16 protein-coding genes and 1 pseudogene are annotated in these 19,466 nt (G+C 74.2%); 4 read left to right on the top strand and 13 right to left on the bottom strand.

All coding sequences use genetic code 11. The features are described 5' to 3' along the window. Nucleotide 1: 1 nt before the first annotated feature. From murD to FXF65_RS28875, 5 genes are all read right to left on the bottom strand, one after another. Nucleotides 2-1,507, bottom strand: coding sequence for a UDP-N-acetylmuramoyl-L-alanine--D-glutamate ligase (gene murD / locus FXF65_RS28895; protein ID WP_148353200.1), 1,506 nt, complete (start codon nucleotides 1,505-1,507; stop codon nucleotides 2-4). Further along, nucleotides 1,489-2,550 carry a phospho-N-acetylmuramoyl-pentapeptide-transferase gene (gene mraY, locus FXF65_RS28890; protein ID WP_148353199.1) on the bottom strand — a complete coding sequence of 354 codons (1,062 nt, stop codon included), beginning with the start codon at nucleotides 2,548-2,550 and terminating at the stop codon, nucleotides 1,489-1,491. The genes murD and mraY overlap by 19 nt, the downstream gene beginning before the upstream one ends. Continuing rightward, a complete protein-coding gene (locus FXF65_RS28885; protein WP_148353198.1) occupies nucleotides 2,547-3,929 on the bottom strand; it encodes a UDP-N-acetylmuramoyl-tripeptide--D-alanyl-D-alanine ligase in 1,383 nt (460 codons plus the stop codon). The genes mraY and FXF65_RS28885 overlap by 4 nt, the downstream gene beginning before the upstream one ends. Then, nucleotides 3,926-5,473, bottom strand: coding sequence for a UDP-N-acetylmuramoyl-L-alanyl-D-glutamate--2,6-diaminopimelate ligase (locus FXF65_RS28880; RefSeq protein WP_148353197.1), 1,548 nt, complete (start codon nucleotides 5,471-5,473; stop codon nucleotides 3,926-3,928). The genes FXF65_RS28885 and FXF65_RS28880 overlap by 4 nt, the downstream gene beginning before the upstream one ends. 84 nt (nucleotides 5,474-5,557) lie before the next feature. Next, a complete protein-coding gene (locus FXF65_RS28875) occupies nucleotides 5,558-7,414 on the bottom strand; it encodes a peptidoglycan D,D-transpeptidase FtsI family protein (RefSeq protein WP_148353454.1) in 1,857 nt (618 codons plus the stop codon). Between FXF65_RS28875 and FXF65_RS46415 the strand changes: the two are divergent. Then, a pseudogene (locus tag FXF65_RS46415) lies at nucleotides 7,413-7,643 on the top strand (pentapeptide repeat-containing protein); the annotation flags it as partial. The gene FXF65_RS28875 and the pseudogene FXF65_RS46415 sit on opposite strands and share 2 nt — an antisense overlap. A 213-nt stretch (nucleotides 7,644-7,856) precedes the next feature. On the opposite strand, the gene ftsL reads toward FXF65_RS46415, so the two are convergent. The 3 genes from ftsL to mraZ all read right to left on the bottom strand — a co-directional run bounded on the left by ftsL (nucleotide 7,857) and on the right by mraZ (nucleotide 10,325). After that, nucleotides 7,857-8,570, bottom strand: a complete 714-nt coding sequence (ftsL, locus tag FXF65_RS46410) for a cell division protein FtsL (RefSeq protein WP_148353196.1) — start codon at nucleotides 8,568-8,570, stop codon at nucleotides 7,857-7,859. Between the two features lie 73 nt (nucleotides 8,571-8,643). Continuing rightward, the gene (gene rsmH / locus FXF65_RS28860) at nucleotides 8,644-9,639 is read right to left on the bottom strand and encodes a 16S rRNA (cytosine(1402)-N(4))-methyltransferase RsmH (RefSeq protein ID WP_148353195.1); all 996 of its coding nucleotides are present in this window, start codon (nucleotides 9,637-9,639) and stop codon (nucleotides 8,644-8,646) included. A 254-nt stretch (nucleotides 9,640-9,893) separates the two neighbouring features. Continuing rightward, nucleotides 9,894-10,325, bottom strand: a complete 432-nt coding sequence (gene mraZ, locus FXF65_RS28855; protein WP_148353194.1) for a division/cell wall cluster transcriptional repressor MraZ — start codon at nucleotides 10,323-10,325, stop codon at nucleotides 9,894-9,896. A gap of 463 nt (nucleotides 10,326-10,788) precedes the next feature. Here mraZ and FXF65_RS28850 point away from each other — a divergent pair, with 463 nt between their 5' ends. The 3 genes from FXF65_RS28850 to FXF65_RS28840 are packed head-to-tail and all read left to right on the top strand — an operon-like array spanning nucleotide 10,789 to nucleotide 15,572. Further along, a complete protein-coding gene (locus tag FXF65_RS28850) occupies nucleotides 10,789-11,835 on the top strand; it encodes an AAA family ATPase (RefSeq protein ID WP_246199181.1) in 1,047 nt (348 codons plus the stop codon). A gap of 3 nt (nucleotides 11,836-11,838) precedes the next feature. After that, complete coding sequence (locus FXF65_RS28845; protein ID WP_148353193.1) at nucleotides 11,839-13,116, top strand: DUF58 domain-containing protein; 1,278 nt, start codon at nucleotides 11,839-11,841, stop codon at nucleotides 13,114-13,116. Continuing rightward, nucleotides 13,113-15,572, top strand: a complete 2,460-nt coding sequence (locus FXF65_RS28840; protein WP_246199180.1) for a transglutaminase TgpA family protein — start codon at nucleotides 13,113-13,115, stop codon at nucleotides 15,570-15,572. Before FXF65_RS28845 ends, FXF65_RS28840 begins: the two co-directional genes overlap by 4 nt. 132 nt (nucleotides 15,573-15,704) lie before the next feature. Here the strand turns inward: FXF65_RS28840 and FXF65_RS28835 are convergent, their stop codons facing one another. The 5 genes from FXF65_RS28835 to efp form a co-directional block, all read right to left on the bottom strand. Then, on the bottom strand, nucleotides 15,705-16,115 hold the full coding sequence (locus FXF65_RS28835) for a DUF3040 domain-containing protein (protein WP_148353192.1): 411 nt from the start codon (nucleotides 16,113-16,115) through the stop codon (nucleotides 15,705-15,707). A gap of 147 nt (nucleotides 16,116-16,262) precedes the next feature. Continuing rightward, nucleotides 16,263-17,528: a DNA polymerase IV gene (locus tag FXF65_RS28830; RefSeq protein ID WP_148353191.1), complete on the bottom strand. Its 1,266-nt coding sequence runs from the start codon at nucleotides 17,526-17,528 to the stop codon at nucleotides 16,263-16,265. Between the two features lie 4 nt (nucleotides 17,529-17,532). Beyond that, a complete protein-coding gene (locus FXF65_RS28825; protein WP_148353190.1) occupies nucleotides 17,533-18,363 on the bottom strand; it encodes a methyltransferase domain-containing protein in 831 nt (276 codons plus the stop codon). A 104-nt stretch (nucleotides 18,364-18,467) separates the two neighbouring features. After that, the gene (gene nusB, locus FXF65_RS28820) at nucleotides 18,468-18,884 is read right to left on the bottom strand and encodes a transcription antitermination factor NusB (protein WP_148353189.1); all 417 of its coding nucleotides are present in this window, start codon (nucleotides 18,882-18,884) and stop codon (nucleotides 18,468-18,470) included. Then, nucleotides 18,884-19,441 carry an elongation factor P gene (gene efp, locus FXF65_RS28815; RefSeq protein ID WP_148353188.1) on the bottom strand — a complete coding sequence of 186 codons (558 nt, stop codon included), beginning with the start codon at nucleotides 19,439-19,441 and terminating at the stop codon, nucleotides 18,884-18,886. The genes nusB and efp overlap by 1 nt, the downstream gene beginning before the upstream one ends. Nucleotides 19,442-19,466 lie beyond the last annotated feature (25 nt).

The raw sequence follows: 19,466 nt of genomic DNA, 5'->3' as shown, positions 1-19,466 counted from the left end.
GCTAGTCGGCGTCCCGCGCCGCGCCGCCGGCCGGCCCCGGCCGCACCGGGCCGCCGGCCGCGCGGCGCGCGTCGGCGAGCCGCCCGACGGCCGCGATGAACGCGTCGCCGCGCGCCGGGTAGTCGGTGAACATGTCGAAGGACGCCCCGACGGGCGCGAGCAGCACGGTGTCCCCGGGGCGGGCGAGCCCGGAGGCTTCGGTCACGACGCGGTCCATCGCCCCAGTGTCGGTGTCGGGGACGTCCACGACCGGGACATCCGGGGCGTGTCGCGCGAGAGCCTCGGCGAGCCGGTGCCGGTCGCGGCCCATCAGCACGGCGCCGCGCAGCCGCCCGGCGCACGAGCGGACGAGGTCGTCGACGTCCAGGCCCTTGAGCAGGCCGCCCGCGATCCACACGACGTTGCGGTAGGCGGCGAGGGACGCGGCGGCCGCGTGCGGCTGCGTCGCCTTGGAGTCGTTGACGTAGGCGACGCCCGCGACGTCCGCGACGTGCTGGATGCGGTGCGGGTCGGGGACGAACGCGCGCAGCCCGTCCCGGACCGCGTCGGCCGGCGCCCCGAACGCGCGGGCGAGCGCGGCGGCGGCGAGCGCGTTCGCGACGTTGTGCGGTGCGAACGGGCGGACGTCGCCGAGCGCGGCCACCTCCACGGCCTGGGTCCCCGGGTCGCCGGTGAAGGCCCGGTCGACCAGCAGCTCCTCGACGACGCCGAACTCGCCGGGACGCGGCACCCGCAGGGTGAAGCCGACCCGCCGCTCCACGCCCTCGGCGCGGTCGGCCAGCGCCGTGGAGGTGTCGTCGTCGGCGTTGAACACGGCGACGCAGCCCGGCGCGAAGATCGTGGACTTGGCGGCGACGTACGCCTCCATCGAGCCGTGCCAGTCGAGGTGGTCGGGCGCGACGTTCAGCACGGCGGCGGCGAACGGGCGGATCGAGCTGGACCAGTGCAGCTGGTAGCTCGACAGCTCCACGGCGAGGACGTCGTACGGCTCGGAGACGGCCTCCACGATCGGCGTCCCGACGTTGCCGACCGCGAGGGCCTTGTACCCGGCGGCGGTGAGCATGGACGCGAGCATCCGGACGACGGTGGTCTTGCCGTCCGTCCCGGTGATCGCGAGCCAGGGCGCGGCGTTCTCGGGACGGAGCCGCCACGCCAGCTCGACCTCGCCGATGATCTCGATCCCGGCGGCCGCGGCCGCGGCGAGCAGCGGGGTGTCCGGGCGCCAGCCCGGCGACGTCACGACCAGCTCGGTGCCCGCGGGCAGGGAGTCGCCGTCGCCGAGCCGCACCTCGACCCCGAGGGCCTCCAACTCGGCGGTGCGGGCGCGCTGCGCCGCGTCGTCGCGGGCGTCCACGGCGGTGACGCGGGCGCCGTGCGCGGCGAGCACGCGGGCGGCGGCGCGGCCGGACACGCCGAGCCCGGCGACGCAGACGGCGCGGCCCGCGAAGGCGCTCCCGGCGGACGCGCCGCCGGCGGATGGGCGGTCGGTCACTTCTTCGGCATCCATTCCAGGTAGAACAGGCCGATGCCGATCGCGACGAACAGCGCGGACATCAGCCAGAAGCGCACCACGATCGTCGTCTCGGCCCAGCCGGACAGCTCGAAGTGGTGCTGCAGCGGGGCCATCTTGAACACCCGTTTCTTCGTCATCTTGAACCCGCCGACCTGGATGATCACCGACAGCGTGATCATCACGATCAGCCCGCACAGGATGGCGAGCAGGAACTGCGTCCGGGTGAGGATCGCGAGGCCGACCAGGACGCCGCCGAGGGCCAGCGAGCCGGTGTCGCCCATGAAGATCTTCGCGGGCGGCGCGTTCCACCACAGGAAGCCGAACACGCCGCCGAGCACGGCCGCGGCGACGACCGCGAGGTCGAGGGGGTCGCGGACGCTGTAGCAGTTCGGCGCGAGGGCGAAGTCGGTGCAGCTGTTGCGGAGCTGCCAGTTCCCGATGATGACGTAGGCGGCGAGCACCATCCCGGCGGGGCCCGCGGCGAGGCCGTCCAGCCCGTCGGTGAGGTTCACGCCGTTGGACATGGCCGCGATGAGCAGCAGCGCCCACACCACGAACAGGTACGGGCCGATCGAGGGGCCGAAGTCGCGCAGGAAGGACAGGTGGGGGTCGGCGGGGGTGATGTCGTAGCCGTTCGGGAAGTTCAGCGAGCCGACCGCGAACACCACCCCGACGAGGATGATGCCGATCATCTTGGCGCCGCTGCGCAGGCCGAGGCTGCGCTGCTTGAACACCTTGATGTAGTCGTCCACGAACCCGACGAGGCCGAGGCCCGTCATCAGGAACAGCACCAGGACGCCGGAGATCGTCGGCTCGGTCCCGGTGAACAGGTGCGCGGCGGCGTACCCGACGAGCGAGCCGACGATGAAGACCGTCCCGCCCATCGTGGGGGTGCCGCGCTTGTTGAGGTGCGCCTCCGGGCCCTCGTCGCGGATCATCTGCCCGTAGCCGAGCCGCTGGACGATCCGGATCCACACCGGCGTCCCGACCATCACGAAGATCAGCGCGACCCCTGCCGCGATGATGATGTTGGTCATTGGAGGCCCTCCGCGAGTATCGCTTCGGCGACCCGTTCGAGACCGGCCACCCGGGAGCCCTTGACCAGCACGACGTCCGGCGGCGCGAGCCGCCCGCCGATCGCGGTCACCGCCGCGCCGACGTCATCCACCTGCACGCACTCTCCCGTCCATGACCCCACCTGCGCCGCGCCGTCAGCGATCGGCGCCGCGTTCGCGCCGACGACGACGAGCCCGGCGAGCCCGCACCGCGCGGCGTGCGCACCGATCTTGGCATGCTCGGCCGGGGACGAGTCTCCCAGTTCGGCCATCTCGCCCAGGACGGCGAACGCGCGGCGGCCCCGGGCCATGTGCGCGAGGACGTCCAGCGCGGCGCGCGTCGAGTCGGGGTTCGCGTTGTAGGCGTCGTTCACCACGGTCACCCCGTCGGCCCGCTCGGTGACCTCCATCCGCCACCGGCTCATCGGCACGGCCTCCGCCAGGCCCGCGGCGATCTCGGCCGTGGCCATCCCGGTCGCGCGCGCGGCGGCCGCCGCGGCGAGCGCGTTCGGGACGGCGTGCGCGCCGTGCAGCCGCAGCGCCACCGGCGCGGACCCCTCCGGCGTGACCAGCGTGAACCGGGCCCGGCCCTGGTCGTCGAGGCTCTCGTCCCGGGCGCGGACGGTCGCGTCCGCCGACCGGCCGAACGTGACGACGGCCCCGGCCGTGCGGGACGCCATCGCGGCCACCAGCGGGTCGTCGGCGTTGAGCACGGCGGTGCCGTCCGGCGGCAGCGCCTCGACGATCTCGCCCTTGGCGCGGGCGATGTTCTCCCGGCCGCCGAACTCCCCGACGTGCGCGGTGCCGACGTTCAGCACCACCGCGACGTCCGGCCGCGCGATCCCGGTCAGGTAGGCGATGTGACCGATCCCACGCGCGCCCATCTCCAGGACGAGGCGCCGCGTCTGCGCGTCGGCGCGCAGCACGGTCAGCGGCAGCCCGATCTCGTTGTTGAACGACCCGGGCGGGAAGATCGTCGGCCCGGCCCGCTCCGCGAGCAGCCCGATGAGGTCCTTCGTGGACGTCTTGCCCGCCGATCCGGTGACCGCGACGACGGTCACGTCCGGGAGCCGGTCGAGGACGCCGCGGGCGAGCCGCCCGAGCGCCTCCTGGACGTCGTCGACGACCACGCACGGTCCGTCCACCGGGCGCTGCGCCAGCACGGCCGCCGCCCCGGCGGCGAACGCGGCGGGCGCGAAGTCGTGCCCGTCCGCGCGCTCGCCCTTCAGCGCGACGAACAGCGCCCCCGGCCCGGCCGCGCGGGAGTCGATCACCACGGGACCGCGCACGACGGCGTCCGGGGGCCCGTGCCGCCCGCCCCCCGTGATCTCCGCGATCGCCGACAGCGGAAGTGGGATCACGCCTGCGTCCCGTCCCCTCTTGTCCCTCTCGGATGGCGGCTCGAACGGCGGCGGAGCGCGTCCCGGACGACCTCCCGGTCGTCGAACGGGTGCACCACGCCCGCGACGTTCTGGCCCTGCTCGTGCCCCTTGCCCGCGACGACGAGGACGTCGCCCCGGCGCGCCCGGGCCACGGCCAGCTCGATCGCGGCGGCGCGGTCCGGCTCGACCACGATGTGCGCGCGTTCGGACCGCGGCACCTTGAGCCCGCCCTCGACCATAGCGGCGAGGATGGCGAGCGGGTCCTCCGACCTCGGGTTGTCGCTCGTGAAGAAGGCCCGGTCGGCGAGCAGCGCGGCGGCCTCCCCCATCAGCGGGCGCTTGCCCCGGTCGCGGTCGCCGCCGCAGCCGAGGACGACGGTCAGCTCGCCCTCGGTGACGGGGCGCAGCGCGGTCAGCACGGCCTCGACGGCGCCCGGCTTGTGCGAGTAGTCGACGAGGGTGACGAACTCCTGGCCCTCGTCCACCCGCTCCAGCCGGCCCGGCACGCCCGGCAGGGACGCCACCCCGCGGACGGCGGCCTGCAGCGGGATGCCCGCCTCCACCAGCGCCACGATCGCGGCGAGCGCGTTCGCGACGTTGAACGGCCCGGCGAGCCCGACCGCCCCGTCGGCCTCGATGCCGCCGGGGCCGACGACGCGGAACACGCTGCCGTCCGCGCCGACCCGGACGTCCTCGGCGCGCCAGTCGGCCGCCGGGTCGCCGGACGCGGAGAACGTCGTCGTCGGCACGGTCGCGATCTCCAGCAGTTCGCGGCCGTGGTGGTCGTCGAGGTTCACGACGCCGACGCGCGAGTACTCCGGCGTGAACAGCTTCGCCTTCGCGTGGAAGTAGTGCTGCATGGTCGGGTGGTAGTCGAGGTGGTCCTGCGAGAGGTTCGTGAACACCGCGACCTCGTAGGCGGCGCCGCCGACCCGGCCCTGCGCCAGCGCGTGGCTGGACACCTCCATCGCGGCCGCGCCGACGCCCCGCTCCCGCATCATCGCGAGCAGCGCGTGCAGGTCGGTCGCCTCCGGCGTGGTCAGCGCGCTCGGCACCCGGTCGCCGCCGACGCGGATCTCCACGCCGCCGATCAGGCCCGTCTCGATCCCGGCGGCCCGCAGGCCCGCCTCCAGGAGGAAGACGGTGGTGGTCTTGCCGCTCGTCCCGGTGACGCCGATCAGCGTGATGTCGCGTCCCGGCTCCCCGTACACCCAGGAGGCGGCGTCGCCGAGCCTGGCCCGGACGTCCGCCACGACCAGCACCGCCAGCCCGGTCGCCGCGGCCCGGTCGTAGCCGTCCGGGTCGGTGAGGACCGCGACCGCGCCCGCCTCCGCCGCCTGCGCCGCGAACTGGGCGCCGTGCGCGCGGGCGCCGGGCAGCGCCGCGTACACGTCGCCGGGGCGCACCGCCCGCGAGTCGTGGGTGATGCCCGTCGCCGACACGTCGTCCCAGCCGTCCGGCTCGATCCCGAGGAGCGCCGCGAGCCCGGTCAGCGGACGGGCCGGATTGGTGGTGGGACGCATGACGTCACTTTCGGTACGAGCGGAACGGGACGGTTTATGCACGGGTCGTGGTGGGCTCACAGGCGAGGAGAGTACTCGCTGCGGTCAGTCTCGGGCGTAGATCTGGACGGTAGGCGGCCTGCTCCCCGTCGGCGGGATCCGCTGGGACTGAAGCGCGAAGCTCATCACGTCCTTGAAGACGGGGGCCGCCGCATCGCCACCATAGTGGCTGCCCCGTTTCGGGTTCTGCAGGACGACCTGCACGACGAGGCGCGGATCGTCCGCCGGGGCGAACCCGGCGAACGACGCGGTGTAGCCGCCGCCCTTGTAGCAGCCGCAGCGCGGGTTGACGATCTGGGCGGTGCCGGTCTTGCCCGCGACGCGGTAGCCCTCGATCTGCGCCTTCGGCGCGGTGCCCTCGGCGGTCGGGACGCCCTCCAGCATGTCGCTGATCTGCTTGGCCGTCCGCGCGCTGATCACCTGGGTGCGGCGCGGCGCGGGCGCCGGGGTGAACCGGTCGTCGTCGCCCACGGTGCCCTCGACGAGGGTGGGCGCGACGCGGACGCCGCCGTTCGCGATCGTCGCGTACACGCTCGCCATCTGCACCGCGTTCACCGACATCGACTGCCCGAAGGCGATCGGGTAGCGGTCGACGCCCGACCACTTCGCGGGCGCGCTCAGCAGGCCGGGCGTCTCGCCGGGCAGCGGCAGGCCGGTCTTCTGCCCGAACCCGAAGTCGCGCATCGTCTGGTACAGCCGCTGCGCGGAGATGCTCTCGCTGGCGAGGATGGTGCCGACGTTGCTGGACTTGGCGAGCACCCCCGCGAACGTCAGCCGCTCCGGCGCGTGGCGGTGCGAGTCGTTGAACACGCGGTCGTACTTGTTGATCCGGTCGGGGACGGTGTACGGCGTGTGCGGCGTGACGCCGCCGTGCTCCATGACGGCGGCGGCCGTGACGACCTTGCCGGTGCTGCCCGGCTCGTACGCCTCCTGCACCAGCGGGCTGCCCCACAGCCGCCGGTCGGACCGGCCGTAGCTGTTCGGGTCGAAGCCGGGGGCGGACGCCATGGCGAGGAGCCGTCCGGTGCGCGAGTCCATGACGATGACGCTGCCGCTCTGCGACCGCGTCGCCCGCACCTGCCTCTCGATCGCCTGCTGCGCCATGAACTGGAGGTCGCGCTGCAGGGTGAGCCGCACGCCGTGGCCGGGCTTGGACGGGACCTTCTGGTCCTCGCCCATGGGGATGTGCTGCCCCTCCGGGCTGATCTCGACCCGCTGCCAGCCACCGCGCCCGGCGAGCACGCCGTTCAGCGAGCTCTCCAGCCCGGCGGCGCCGTTCCCCGTGTCGTTCACGAACCCTATGACGCCCGCGGCCAGTGAATCGTTGGGGTATTCGCGGCGGTATTCCAGGCGCGTCCCGATACCGGGCAGGTCCCACGAGACGATCAGCCGGGCCTGGTCGGGCCGGACGCCGTGCGCCACGTACACGAACCGGGTGTTCGTCTTGCTGATCTGCTTCAGCACGGTCGCCGCGTTCAGCCCGAGCGTCGGCGCCAGCGCGTTGACGACCTGCTGCCGCCGTTCCGGCTTGATGAGGGTCGGGTCGGCGGTGATCGCCCGCGCCTCCACCGTCATGGCGAGGGGATGGCCCTGCGCGTCGGTGATGTCGCCGCGGACGGCGGGCAGCTCGATCCGCTGGAGCCGCGTCAGCATCGCCTGCGCGGTGTACTTGCCGGACTCGATCGTCTGCAGCTGGACGAGCCGCCCCGCGAACAGGGACAGCACGAACGCGATGACGAGCAGGCCGACGTTCAGCCGCTTGAGCGGGTCGCGGCGGTGAAAGGGGACGCGCGGCTTAGGAGGGCGGCCGGGGGGCCGCCGTCCCGCTCCGGGACGCGGGCCGCGCGGACCGCCGCCGCCGCTCTTCGGCCGTGCGGGGGCGGTGCGCACCGTCCCGCCCATGCCGGAGGCGGCCGCCTTCCGCTGCGGCGCCTTCTTATCCCGACCGGTCTGCGTGCCCTTACGCGCCGTCGCCTTCTGCTTTTGCGCAGCGTCCTTGCGCGCGACCTCTTTCCGCGGCGCCTCTTTCTTCGCCGCTTCCTTGCGCGCTGTTTCCTTGCGCGCTGTTTCCTTCCGCGGCGTCTCTTTGCGCGCGGCTTCTTTGCGCGGTGTCTCCTTGCGGGGCGTGTCCTTGCGGGGCCTTTCCTTAGGGGGCGTGTCCTTGCGCGGCGCGTTCTTGCGGGGGACGGGGATCATGCCGCTGCGCGCGGGACGGCGTGCGGCGCTGCCCTTCGTGCCCGGCCGTCCCGCGCCGTCCGAGCCGCGTCCGCGGCCGGGCGGAGGCCCGGGGGTCCCGCGTCCCGGCCGTTTCGTCACCGTGCCCCCCGCTCCTCGCCGCGCCCGCTCACGGCGCTCCGGGTCCGGCCCCGGCGAGCACGGACGGCGGCACGCCGTCGCCCGGCACCACGGTTCCGGGCACGCCGACGACGCCCGCCGCGCTTGCCGCCGCGGCGGCCTCGCGCGGGACGGGCTGGATCGTGCCGCCGCCCGCCCGCCCGGTGTCGGGGTTGAAGAAGGCCATCTCGCCGGGCTGCCTCATGCCGAGCGCCTTCGCCTTGTTCGACAGCCCCTCCGGCGAGCCGCCGCGGGCGATGTCCGCCTCGTACGCCTGCCGCTGCTGTTCGAGCTGCTTGTTGCTCTGCTGGAGCCGCGACAGCGTGAACGCGTCCTTCGCCAGGACGGTGTTCAGCAGCAGCAGGCTGACCAGGGCACCGCCGAGCAGCCCGACGATGAGCAGCACGAACGGCGCGCGCGGCGCGGCCCGCCGCGCCACCGCCGGCCGCGCCGCTTCCTTGGCCGAGGCCCGCTTCGCGCCGGACTTGGCGGCGGGCTTGGTCGTGGTCTGCGGAGCGGTCTTGGCGGCGGGCTTGGCCGTCGTCTTCGTGGCGGGCTTCGCGGGCTCCTTCGTGGCGGGCTTGGTCGTCGCGGGTTTGGCCGTCGCGGGTTTGGTCGCGGGGGCGCCGGTGGCGGCCCGGGTCCGCGCGGCCGCGGACTCGGCGGCCGTCCGCCGGACCCGCTTCGCCTTGCCCTTCGCAGGCCGCGTACTGATCGTCGTCATGTCGCCGTGCCTTTCCGGGGGGCGACCCCCAGGCCCCCGGGACGGGGCCCCGAAGATCCTCGCTTCGCTGCGGTCATCGGGCCTCCCTGACGCGCTCGGCAGCGCGGAGCCGCACTGATCCGGCCCGTGGGTTGGTCGTGGTCTCCTCGTCGGACGGCAGTTCCGCCCCGCGTGTTAGAAGCCGGAACCTCGGTTCGTGTTCGGGCAGCGGGACGGGCAGGTCCGGCGGGGTGGTGTCGGCCGCCTGGGCGGCGAGGACCCGCTTGGTGAGCCGGTCCTCCAGGGAGTGGTAGCTGAGGACGGCGACCCGGCCGCCGACCGGGAGCGCGTCCAGCGCGGCGGGCAGCGCCCGGCCCCAGATCTCCAGCTCGCCGTTCACCTCGATGCGCAGCGCCTGGAACGTGCGCTTGGCCGGGTTGCCGCCGGTGCGGCGGGTCGCGGCCGGGATGGACGTGCGCACCAGGTCGGCGAGCCGCCGGGTGGACTCCAGCGGCGCGCGCTCGCGCTCGCGGACGATCGCCGCCGCGATGCGCTGGGCGAATCGCTCCTCGCCGTACTCGCGCAGGATGCGGGCGAGCTCGGCGGGCGGGTACCCGTTGACGACCTCCGCCGCGGTGAGCCGCTGGGTGCGGTCCATCCGCATGTCGAGGGGCGCGTCGTAGGAGTAGGCGAAGCCCCGCTCGCCCTCGTCGAGCTGCGGGGAGGAGACGCCGAGGTCGAACAGGACGGCGTCCACCGAGGGGACGCCGAGCCGGCGGAGCACCGCCGGGATCTCGTCGTAGACGGCGTGCTCGAGCGTGACGCGGTCGCCGAACGGGGCGAGCCGGCGGGCGGATCGCTCCAGCGCCGTGGTGTCGCGGTCGAGGCCGATGAGCCGGAGCCGCGGGACCTCCCGCAGCATGGCCTCGGCGTGCCCGCCCATGCCGAGGGTGGCGTCGAGGTATACGGGGTCGCGGCCGGTGACGGCGAGCGCCGCGGGAGTGAGGATCGCGAGGACGCGGCCGAGCATGACCGGCACGTGGCCGCTCGCGGGCCCCCGGTTCTCGGGCGCGTGGTCTCCCACGTCCATGCTTCACCCCCAGTGCTGTTGCCACCTAGCTCGCGGACTGCGTGGCATCGCCGGCCGGACGACCGATTCCGAACCCCCCGGCGGCGGCCTCGCCCGGCCAGGTCCCCATCCGCTGCCCTGGAGGAAGTTTCACCGCGACGTTGCGCGGGGGTCGCCGCCTGGCGCCGGGGAAGCTGCGCCAGATGGCTAGGAGAGCGGCTGGAGACCTGGCCGAACGTGGGCCATTGCCGGTCATCGGACCGACGAGTCGTGTCTCAGAGGATCCCTGGCAACACCTCCTCCGAGACGTCGGAGAACGTCTCCTCCTCCTGCTCCAGGTAGGTCTCCCAGGCCTGGGCGTCCCAGATCTCCAAGCGCGTGTTGGCTCCGATGACGGTGCAGTCGCGGGTGAGCCCCGCGTACTTGCGCAGCGGCGGCGGGATCGTGACGCGGCCCTGTTTGTCGGGCACCTCGTCGGACGCACTGGCGAAGAAGACCCGGCTGTAGCTCCGCACGGCCTTCTCGGTGACCGGCGCGGCACGCAGAGCCTCGGTAATCCGCTGGAACTCCGCCATGGGGAAGACGTACAGGCAGCGTTCCTGGCCCTTCGTGATCACCAATCCCCCCGACAGCTCCTCGCGGTACTTCGCCGGCAGGAACAGTCGTCCCTTGTCGTCGAGACGCGGTGAATGGGTGCCGAGGAACACCGGCCCCACCTCCCGCGCCGCATGGGTCGCTACCGCGCCCCACGGCGCCCCACTCTACTCCACTCTTCCCCACCGTCAACAAGAAAAACACGTTCCAGAGGCCGATTCTGCCGATGAATCCCCAGCTCAGAGGGGTGGTGCCGGGTGGGGGCGCGGCGCGCGCCGTCCGCGCGGCGCGATCCGGGAAAACGGCCAGAAATGGTTCATCCGCCGTTCGCGCGGAGAACCGGAACGGACCCGCGCCGGGCGAACGTGGAGTGAAGTGGAGGGTTCACGAGGTTCGGCCGCCGATCCCGTGGAGCACAATGGGCTCGCGTTCACCATGAACATCGCGACGGGGCCGCCGACGACGTACTGTCGGTTGGACGAGCGCACGGAGCGCCGCACCGGCCGTGGGGCGACCGGCCTTCGATTCGGGGGCCTTCGAGCAGACGTCCCGGCCGGGACGGTTGAGGAGGGTTTGGTGGCAGTAGGCACGCACGGCGAGTCGTTCATGGAGACCGACCCCCCGTCCTCCCGCACTGCCAGGCGGGGCGGTCCGCCGCCCGCGGCGTCGGGGCCCGGCCTGGACGGCCTCGTCCAGGTCGCGAACAAGATCCGGGACGCGGTCGAGTCGGTGATCGAGGGCAAGCCCGCGGTCGTGCGGCTCGCGCTGACGGTGCTGCTGGCCGAGGGGCACCTGCTGATCGAGGACGTCCCCGGCGTCGGCAAGACGATGCTCGCCAAGGCGCTCGCGCGCTCGGTCGACTGCTCGGTGCGGCGCGTGCAGTTCACGCCCGACCTGCTGCCCAGCGACATCACCGGGGTCAGCGCCTACAACCAGGAGATGCGCGAGTTCGAGTTCAAGCCGGGCCCGGTGTTCGCCAACATCGTGGTCGGGGACGAGATCAACCGCGCGTCCCCGAAGACGCAGTCGGCGCTGCTGGAGTGCATGGAGGAGCGCCAGGTCACGGTGGACGGCACCACCTACGAGCTGGAGCCGCCGTTCATGGTGATCTCCACCCAGAACCCGGTCGAGATGGAGGGCACCTACCCGCTGCCGGAGGCGCAGCGCGACCGGTTCACCGCCCGCATCTCGATGGGCTACCCCGACCCGGCCGCCGAGATGGAGATGCTCGACACGCACGGGCAGGCGTCCCCGCTCGACCGGCTCAGCCCGGTGGCGCACGCGTCCGACGTCCGCGACCTGATCGAGGTGGTGCGCAGGCAGCACGTCTCGCAGGCCGTGCGGCAGTACGCGATCGACCTGGTCGGCGCCACCCGCGGGCATCCGGAGCTGCGGCTCGGCGCGTCGCCGCGGGCGACGCTGCACCTGGTGCGGGCCGCGCGGGCGTACGCGGCGCTCGACGACCGCGACTACGTCGTCCCCGACGACGTGCAGGACCTCGCCGTCCCCGTCCTCGCGCACCGGCTGCTGCCGACCGCGGAGGCGCAGGTCGACCGGCGCCGTCCCGAGCAGGTCGTGGCCGACCTGGTGAAGCGCCTGCCGGTTCCGTCCCCCGGGAAGTGAGCGTTGAGACGAGCGCTGGGCGGGCTCACCACCCGCGGCCGGTCCTTCGTCGCGGCGGGCGCGACCGCGATCGTGTGCGCGTTCGTCCTCGGCGAGCGCGACCTGCTGCGCGCGGGCGTGCTGGTGCTGGCGCTGCCGCTGCTGTGCACGCTCGCGGTGTCGCGGACGCGGTACCGGCTGGCGTGCGCCCGGCGGCTCGACCCGCCGCGGCTGCCGGTCGGCCGGGAGTCCCGCGTCGACCTGCGGCTGGAGAACGTGTCCCGGCTGCCGAGCGGGCTGCTCATGGTGGAGGACCGGGTGCCCTACGCGCTCGGCGGGCGGGCCCGGTTCGTCCTCGACCGGATCGAGCCGCACGGCCGGCGTGAGCTCGGCTACCGCATCCGCTCCGACGTGCGCGGACGCTACCGCGTCGGGCCGCTGACCGTCCGGCTCGCCGACCCGTTCGGGATGGTGGAGCTGGTCCGGTCGTTCAGCCTGTCCGACACGCTGACGGTGACGCCGGCGATCGTCGCGCTCCCGACCGGGCGGCTGTCCGGCGCGTGGACGGGCGGCGGCGACAGCATCGCCCGTGCCGTGTCCGCCGCGGGCGAGGACGACGTGACCCCGCGCGAGTACCGGTACGGCGACGACCTGCGCCGCGTCCACTGGCGGTCGACGGCGCGGCACGGCGAGCTGATGGTCCGCCGGGAGGAGCAGCACTTCCAGAGCAGCGGGACGCTGTTCCTCGACACCCGCCGGAGCGCGCACTGGGGCGACGGGCCGGGCGGGTCGTTCGAGCAGGCGGTGTCGGCGACCGCGTCGGTCGGGGTGCACCTCGTCCGGACGGGGATGAACCTGCGCTACGTCACCGACATGGGCGAGACGCTCCCGGCCACGCCGTCGGAGGGCGCGTTCGAGGGCCTGCTGCTGGACGCCCTCGCGGTGGCCCGGCGGTCGTCGTCGCGGTCGCTGTCGGCGGGCGTCACCGCGCTGCGCGCCGGCGCGGGCGGGGCGCGCGAGGGCGACGGGCTGGTCGTCGCGGTGTTCGGCGTCCTGTCCCGGGACGAGGCGCGCGCGGTCGCGGCGACGCGGCGCGGCGCCGGGACGTCCGTCGCCGTCCTCGTGGAGGGGCAGCACGCGCGGAACGCGGCGACCGGCGACGAGCCGGCCGCGGAGTCGGCGGCGGGGCTGCTGCGCGCGGGCGGCTGGCGGGTGGTGACGGTCCGGACGGCGGCGGAGCTGGCCGGGGCGTGGGGACGGGCCGGACGGACCGGCGAGGACTTCGTCAAGGGCGGCGCATGAGATTCCGGATCACGGTGATGGCGGGCGTCGCGACGCTCGCCGGCTCCCTCGGCCTCTACCCGCTGTTCGAGCGGAGCGGCTGGTTCTGGGCCGGGTTCGGCGCGGTGCTCGCGGTCGGCGGCGCCGGGCTGCTGGCCCGGCGGCTGCGCCTGCCCGCCCTGGTCAACCTGCTGTTCGGGCTGGTCGGGCTGCTGCTCTACCTGAACCTCGCGTACGCGGCGAGCGAGTCGTGGTTCGTGCTGCCCTCGCCCGCGTCGGTGCGCCACCTCGTCGACCTCGGCGAGAACGGCTGGCTCGCGGCGAACCGGTACGCGGCGCCCGTCCCGCTGCTGCCCGGCATCGAGCTGCTGGTCGCGGCCGGGGTCGGGCTGGTCGCCGTGCTGGTCGACCTGCTCGCGGTGCGGCTGCGCCGCGCCGCGCCCGCCGGGCTGCCGCTGCTCGCCATGTACAGCGTGCCCGCCGCGGTCCGCGAGGACGGCGTCAACTGGCTGGCGTTCGGCGCGGGCGCGTTCGGCTTCCTCGCCCTGCTGATGGCGGACGCCCGCGAGCAGGTCGGCGGCTGGGGGCGCATGGTCACCTCCTACCACCGCCAGCGGGAGGTGCCGCTCGCGGGCGCGGCGCCGCCGGCGGAGCCGGCGGTCCGGCCGGACGCGGCGGCGCTCGCCGCGACCGGCCGCCGGATCGCGCTCGGCGCGGTCGCCGTGGCGGTGCTCGTCCCCGCGGCCGTGCCGGGGCTGCAGCCGCGCGGGATGCTCGGCATGGGCGGCGGCGCGGGCGGCGGCACGCAGACCGTCACCACGCCCGACCCGCTGGTCAGCCTGAAACGGGAGCTGACCCGGCTGGACGACTCGGTCGTCCTCACTTACAAGACCGACGACCCGGACGGCCCGGACTACCTGCGCCTCTACGCCCTCGACAAGTTCGACGGCGACCGGTGGACCTACAGCCCGCTGCAGAGCAGCGCCAAGGACCGGCTCGACGGCAGGGATCTGCCCGCCCCGCCGGGACTGTCGGTCGCGTCCGTGCGCGAGGTGACGACCAGGGTGCACGTGCGGTCCGAGGTGAAGGACATGACGTTCCTGCCGGTGCCGTACGCGCCGTCCCGGGTGTCGGTCAAAGGCGACTGGCGGGTGCACGGCCCGTCGCTGATGCTGTACTCGCTGCGCGACTCCGCGGGCGGCCGCGACTACATCGTGCGCAGCCTGCGGGCGCGGCCGACGGCCGCGCAGCTCGCCGCCGCGGGCACCTACCCGGCCGAGGTCGTCGCGCACTACACCGCGGTGCCGCGGAACGTCCCGCCGCAGGTCAGGCAGCTCGCGCAGCAGATCACCTCCGGGTCGTCGTCGGCGCTGACGCAGGCGGTGCGGCTGCAGCGCTGGTTCACCCAGACCGGCGGGTTCAGCTACGACCTGAAGGCGCCCGCGCCGCAGCGCGGCGGCGACCTCGCCGACTTCCTGCTGCACAGCAGGCGCGGCTACTGCGAGCAGTTCGCCGCGTCGATGGCGCTGATGGCGCGGATCCTCGGCATCCCGTCCCGGGTCGCGATGGGCTACACGCCGGGCAGCGAGGTCCGGCCGGGCGAGTGGGTCGTCCGGTCGCGGGACGCGCACGCCTGGCCCGAGCTGTACTTCGAGGGCTCCGGATGGGTGCGGTTCGAGCCGACCCCGGCGGGCGCGGCCGGGCAGGGCACCGCGGTCGCGCCCGGCTACAGCCTCCCGGCGGTCAGCGCCGGCGGCGGGTCGGACGGCGGCACCGCCGAGACGCCGGACACCTCGTCCCCGACCGACGCCGAGTCCCCTTCGCCGTCGCCGTCCGCGCGGCACCGCAACGACGAGGGCGGCGAGGAGGCCGCCACCGGGCAGGACGGGAAGAAGGGCGGGTTCACCGCCGCGCCGTGGGTCGCGGGGGCGGTGCTGATCCTGTTGCTGCTGGCGGTCCCGATGGGGCTGCGGATGTTCACGCGCCGCCGCCGCTGGGCCGCGCTGACGTCGCCGCCGAAGCCGAGGCCGAGGGCGCCGGCGTCCCAGGCGGCGTGGGACGACCCGGCGGCGGGGGCGGCGCACGCGGCGTGGCGGGAGATGCGCGCCGACGCGCTCGACCACGGGCTCGAATGGCGGGCGAGCGACTCGCCGCGCGCCACCGCGCGGCGGCTCGGCGAGCTGCTGGAGCTGGACGCGGCGGGCGCGCAGGCCCTGACCCGCATCGCCCGCGCCGAGGAGCTGGCCCGGTACTCGCTGTCGCGTCCCGCCGAGCCGCCGGAGCGGCTGCGCGCGGACGTCCGGACGGTCCGCGAGGCGTTCGCCGCCTCGGTCGGCCGCCGCGCCCGCTGGCGGGCCCGGCTGCTGCCGCCGTCCACGATGACGCAGACCGGGACGGCGCTGCGGACGGCGGGCAACCGCGCGCTGGACGTCACCGCCCGCCTCAACGACCTGCCCGCCCGCATCCGCCGCCGGTAGCGCGCCCCGGGAAAGAGTTCGTCCCGGCCACGCGGAGCGATCCGCGTACGGCCGGGACGGGAGAATGCCGTGACCTCGACGGCCTCGGTCTCTGTCCTATTCGGTTTGTCGGCTCCGGTCAGTCGGCTCCGGTCAGTCGCCTTCGGTGCGGCGGCGCCAGCGCTCTTCCATGCGCTCCATGAATCCGGCCTTGGCGGGCCTGGACGACCGCCCGCCGCCGCCTCCCCCGCCGCCTCGCGCGGCGGGCTCGGTGCCGATTCCGGTCATCCGCTTCCAGCTCGTCAGCGCCCAGACGCAGCAGACGACCATGAGCAGGAAGCCGGTCACGCTGACCGCGATGGTGACGGACCCCTGGTTGATCACGAGGCCGGCCATCAGGGCGCCGACGCCGACCACGAAGCCGAAGGCCGCCTTGACGATCCGCCGCTTGTAGTGGACCTGCGGGTTCGTCGAGCGGACCGCGTGAGCGAACTTGGGATCCTCGGCGTACAACGCCGATTCGATCTGTTCGAGCATGCGCTGCTCGTGCTCAGAGAGCGGCACGGCACCTCCCAACGACAGCCCCGCGACGGGGTCTCCGATGCAGGACGCGAACGTCAACGGTGATATGCCCAGAATACGAGCACTGTCGAGCGTACGAAAGCGAACGGCCCGTCGAGGGCCCCGCGCCGGTCACCCCACAGCCATCTTTCATCGCGTCCCGTCCCTGCCGTCACGTCCGTCACCGGGTTCCGCACGCCGGACCAGCGCGGCGGGGCGGACCGCGCCGCTGCCGAACCGGTGCGCGACCTGGTCCATGGCTCGCTCGGCCTCACGCCAGCCGTGTTCGGGCTCGTCAAAGGTGAGCTGACGGGGGGCCTCGCCGGCGGGGCGGAGGTTCTCGACCCGTACCCCGACCAACCTCAGTCGTACCCGTTCCAGGCCCGCCCCCTCATAGAGCTCGCGGGCTGTGACATAGATCACACGGGCGAGATCGGTGGGCTCGGCGAGCGTCCGCGCGCGGGTGATCGTCTTGAAGCCGGCCATCCGCAGTTTGACGCTGACCGTGCGGCCCGCGTTCCCGCTGGCGCGCAGCCGCGCGCCGACCTTCTCCGACAGCCGCAGCAGCTCCCGGCGGATGACCTCCGGGTCGTCGACGTCGGTGTCGAACGTCTCCTCGGCGCCGATGCTCTTGTCGGGGGTGTGCGGGACGACCTCGCGCGGGTCGCGTCCCCACGCCAGCTCGTGCAGGTGCGCGCCGAGCGCGTTGCCCAGCTCCCGCTGGAGGGTCGCGAGCGGGACTTCGGCGAGCTGGCCCACCGTCCGCAGGCCGAGCCGGGTGAGCGTCTGCTCCGTCCGCTCCCCCACGCCCCACAGCGCCGCGACGGGCAGCGGGTGCAGGAACCCGACGACGCCGTCCGCCGGGACGACGAGCAGCCCGTCGGGCTTGCACCGCGTGGACGCCAGCTTCGCGACGAACTTGGTGCTCGCGACGCCGACCGAGCAGGTGATGCCCTGCTGGTCGCGGACTTGCTCGCGGATCAGCCGGGCGATCTCGGCGGGCCGGCCGAGCCGCCGCCCGGCGCCCGCGACGTCGAGGAACGCCTCGTCCAGCGACAGGCCCTCGACCAGCGGAGTGACGGACCGGAAGATCTCGAACACGGCCGCCGAGACGCGCGAGTACTTGCCGTGGCTCACCGGCAGCACGACCGCCCGCGGGCAGAGCCGCCGCGCCCGCGACATCGGCATCGCCGAGTGGACGCCGAACGTCCGCGCCTCGTAGGACGCCGCCGACACCACCCCGCGCGGCCCGGCCCCGCCGACGACGACGGGACGCCCGCGCAGCTCAGGACGCTCCAGCAGCTCGACGCTGACGAAGAAGGCGTCCATGTCGACGTGCAGGATGTGGCAGCCGGTGTCGTCGGCGGGCGGGCCAGGCTGCGGCCCCGGCCGGTGAAGCTGCTGCTTGCGGCTCACGGCGTCATTCTGCCGCGCCGCCCCTGGAAGGACGACCCCCCAGATCCCCCGATGGAGCGACCCGGTCCGCCACGAGGTGGAGCTGGGTGGCGAGGTCGCGCAGGACGGGGTGGACCGCCGCGGCCGACTCCAGCGCGATCAGCGCCTCGGCCGAACCGGCGTCGCCGTCGAGCATGCCGCTCGGCACCAGGTCGGCGAAGATGCGCACGCCGTGCAGCTCGGCGACCCGCAGGCCCGCGCCGCGCACCAGCTCGGACAGCGTCTCCCTGGTGAAGCGGCGGGGCATCCGGTCGCCGTCGCCCCAGCGCCCGGCCGGGTCGGTCAGCACCCGGCGGGCGTCGTCGAAGTGCCCGGCGAGGGCGCGGTGCAGCACGGCGGCGACCTGCCCGGCGACCAGCACGCTGACCGATCCGCCCGGCCGGACGGTCGAGGTCAGCGCGGCCATCGCGGCGCCCGGGTCGTCGACGTACTCGAGGACGCTGTGGCACAGCACGAGGTCGGCGGCGTCCGGGCCGAGCAGGTCGGGCAGGTCGACGGCGTCGCCCTGCACCGCGCGGACCCGCACCCCGGACTCGGCGGCGCGGCGCTCCAGCGCGGCGAGCGCGTCGGGGTTGGCGTCGACGACGGTGACCCGGTGCCCGAGCTCGGCGAGCGGGACGGCGAACCCGCCGGTGCCGCCGCCGACGTCGACGACCTCGCCGGGCCCGTGCTCGGGGGCGATCCGGTCGAGGACGCCGCGCAGGGCGTCCCACAGCACGGCGCTCCGCACCCGGCTGCCGCCGCGCGCACGTTTCTGCTGCCGGCCGCTCACGGCCACTCCCCTGACGTCGCTCATCCCGGCCCAGCCTAGCCGCCCGCGCCGCCCGGCCGGGTCGCGGGCGACCGCGCCGTTACCGGACCGCGCGATCACCGGACCGCGCCGCTACCGGACCGCCGCCGTCACAGCGTGAGGGACGGCTTGAGCCGCTGGAGGCGCGACAGCAGGCCGTTGACGAACCGGGGCGACTCGTCGGTGGACAGCTCGGTCGCGAGGCCGACCGCCTCGCTGATCGCGACGGCGTCCGGGACGTCGTCCACCCAGAGCAGCTCGTAGGCGCCCATCCGCAGGACGTTGCGGTCGACGGTGGGCATCCGCTCCAGCGTCCAGCCGGTCGCGTACTCGGCGATCAGCTCGTCGATGCGGTCGCGGTGCTCCTGGACGCCCTCGATCAGCCGGACCGCGTGCGGGTACTCGGCGAGCTCGTCCTGGTTCGGACGGCCCCGCGCGGCGAGCACCGCGGACGGCTCCTCCTCCCGCAGCTCGGCGGCGAACAGGATGTCGAGCGCGAGTTTGCGTGCCTTGGTCCGCGCGGCCATCAGCCGCGGCCGAGGTACTCACCGGAGCGAGTGTCGACCTTGACCTTCTCGCCGGTGGTGATGAACAGCGGGACCTGCACCTGCGCGCCGGTCTCCAGCGTCGCGGGCTTGCTGCCGCCGGTGGAGCGGTCGCCCTGCAGCCCCGGCTCGGTCTGCGTGATCTCCAGGACGACGGCCGCGGGAAGCTCGATGTAGAGCGGGTTCTCGTCGTTGAACGCGATCGTGGCGTTCTGCTCGGGCAGCAGGTAGTTCGCCGCGTCGCCGACGACGGTCGCGGGGATGTGCGGCTGGTCGTAGGTCTCGGTGTCCATGAAGACGAAGTCCTCGCCCTCGCGGTAGAGGTACTGCATCTCCCGCTTGTCCACGCTGGCCACGTCGACCTTGGTGCCGGCGTTGAAGGTCTTGTCGACGACCTTGCCGGACAGGATGTTCTTGAGCTTGGTGCGGACGAACGCGCCGCCCTTGCCGGGCTTGACGTGCTGGAACTCCAGGACGGTCCACAGCTGGCCGTCCAGGTTCAGCGTCATGCCGTTCTTCAGGTCGTTCGTCGTCGCCACTGCGCTGTTCTCCCGGTCGCGGACC

It is taken from the genome of Actinomadura syzygii (assembly GCF_008085905.1).
Lineage (GTDB): Bacteria > Actinomycetota > Actinomycetes > Streptosporangiales > Streptosporangiaceae > Spirillospora > Spirillospora syzygii.
Note: the sequence above shows the minus strand (reverse complement) of the source record. Positions and strands in the feature narration are given on the sequence as shown.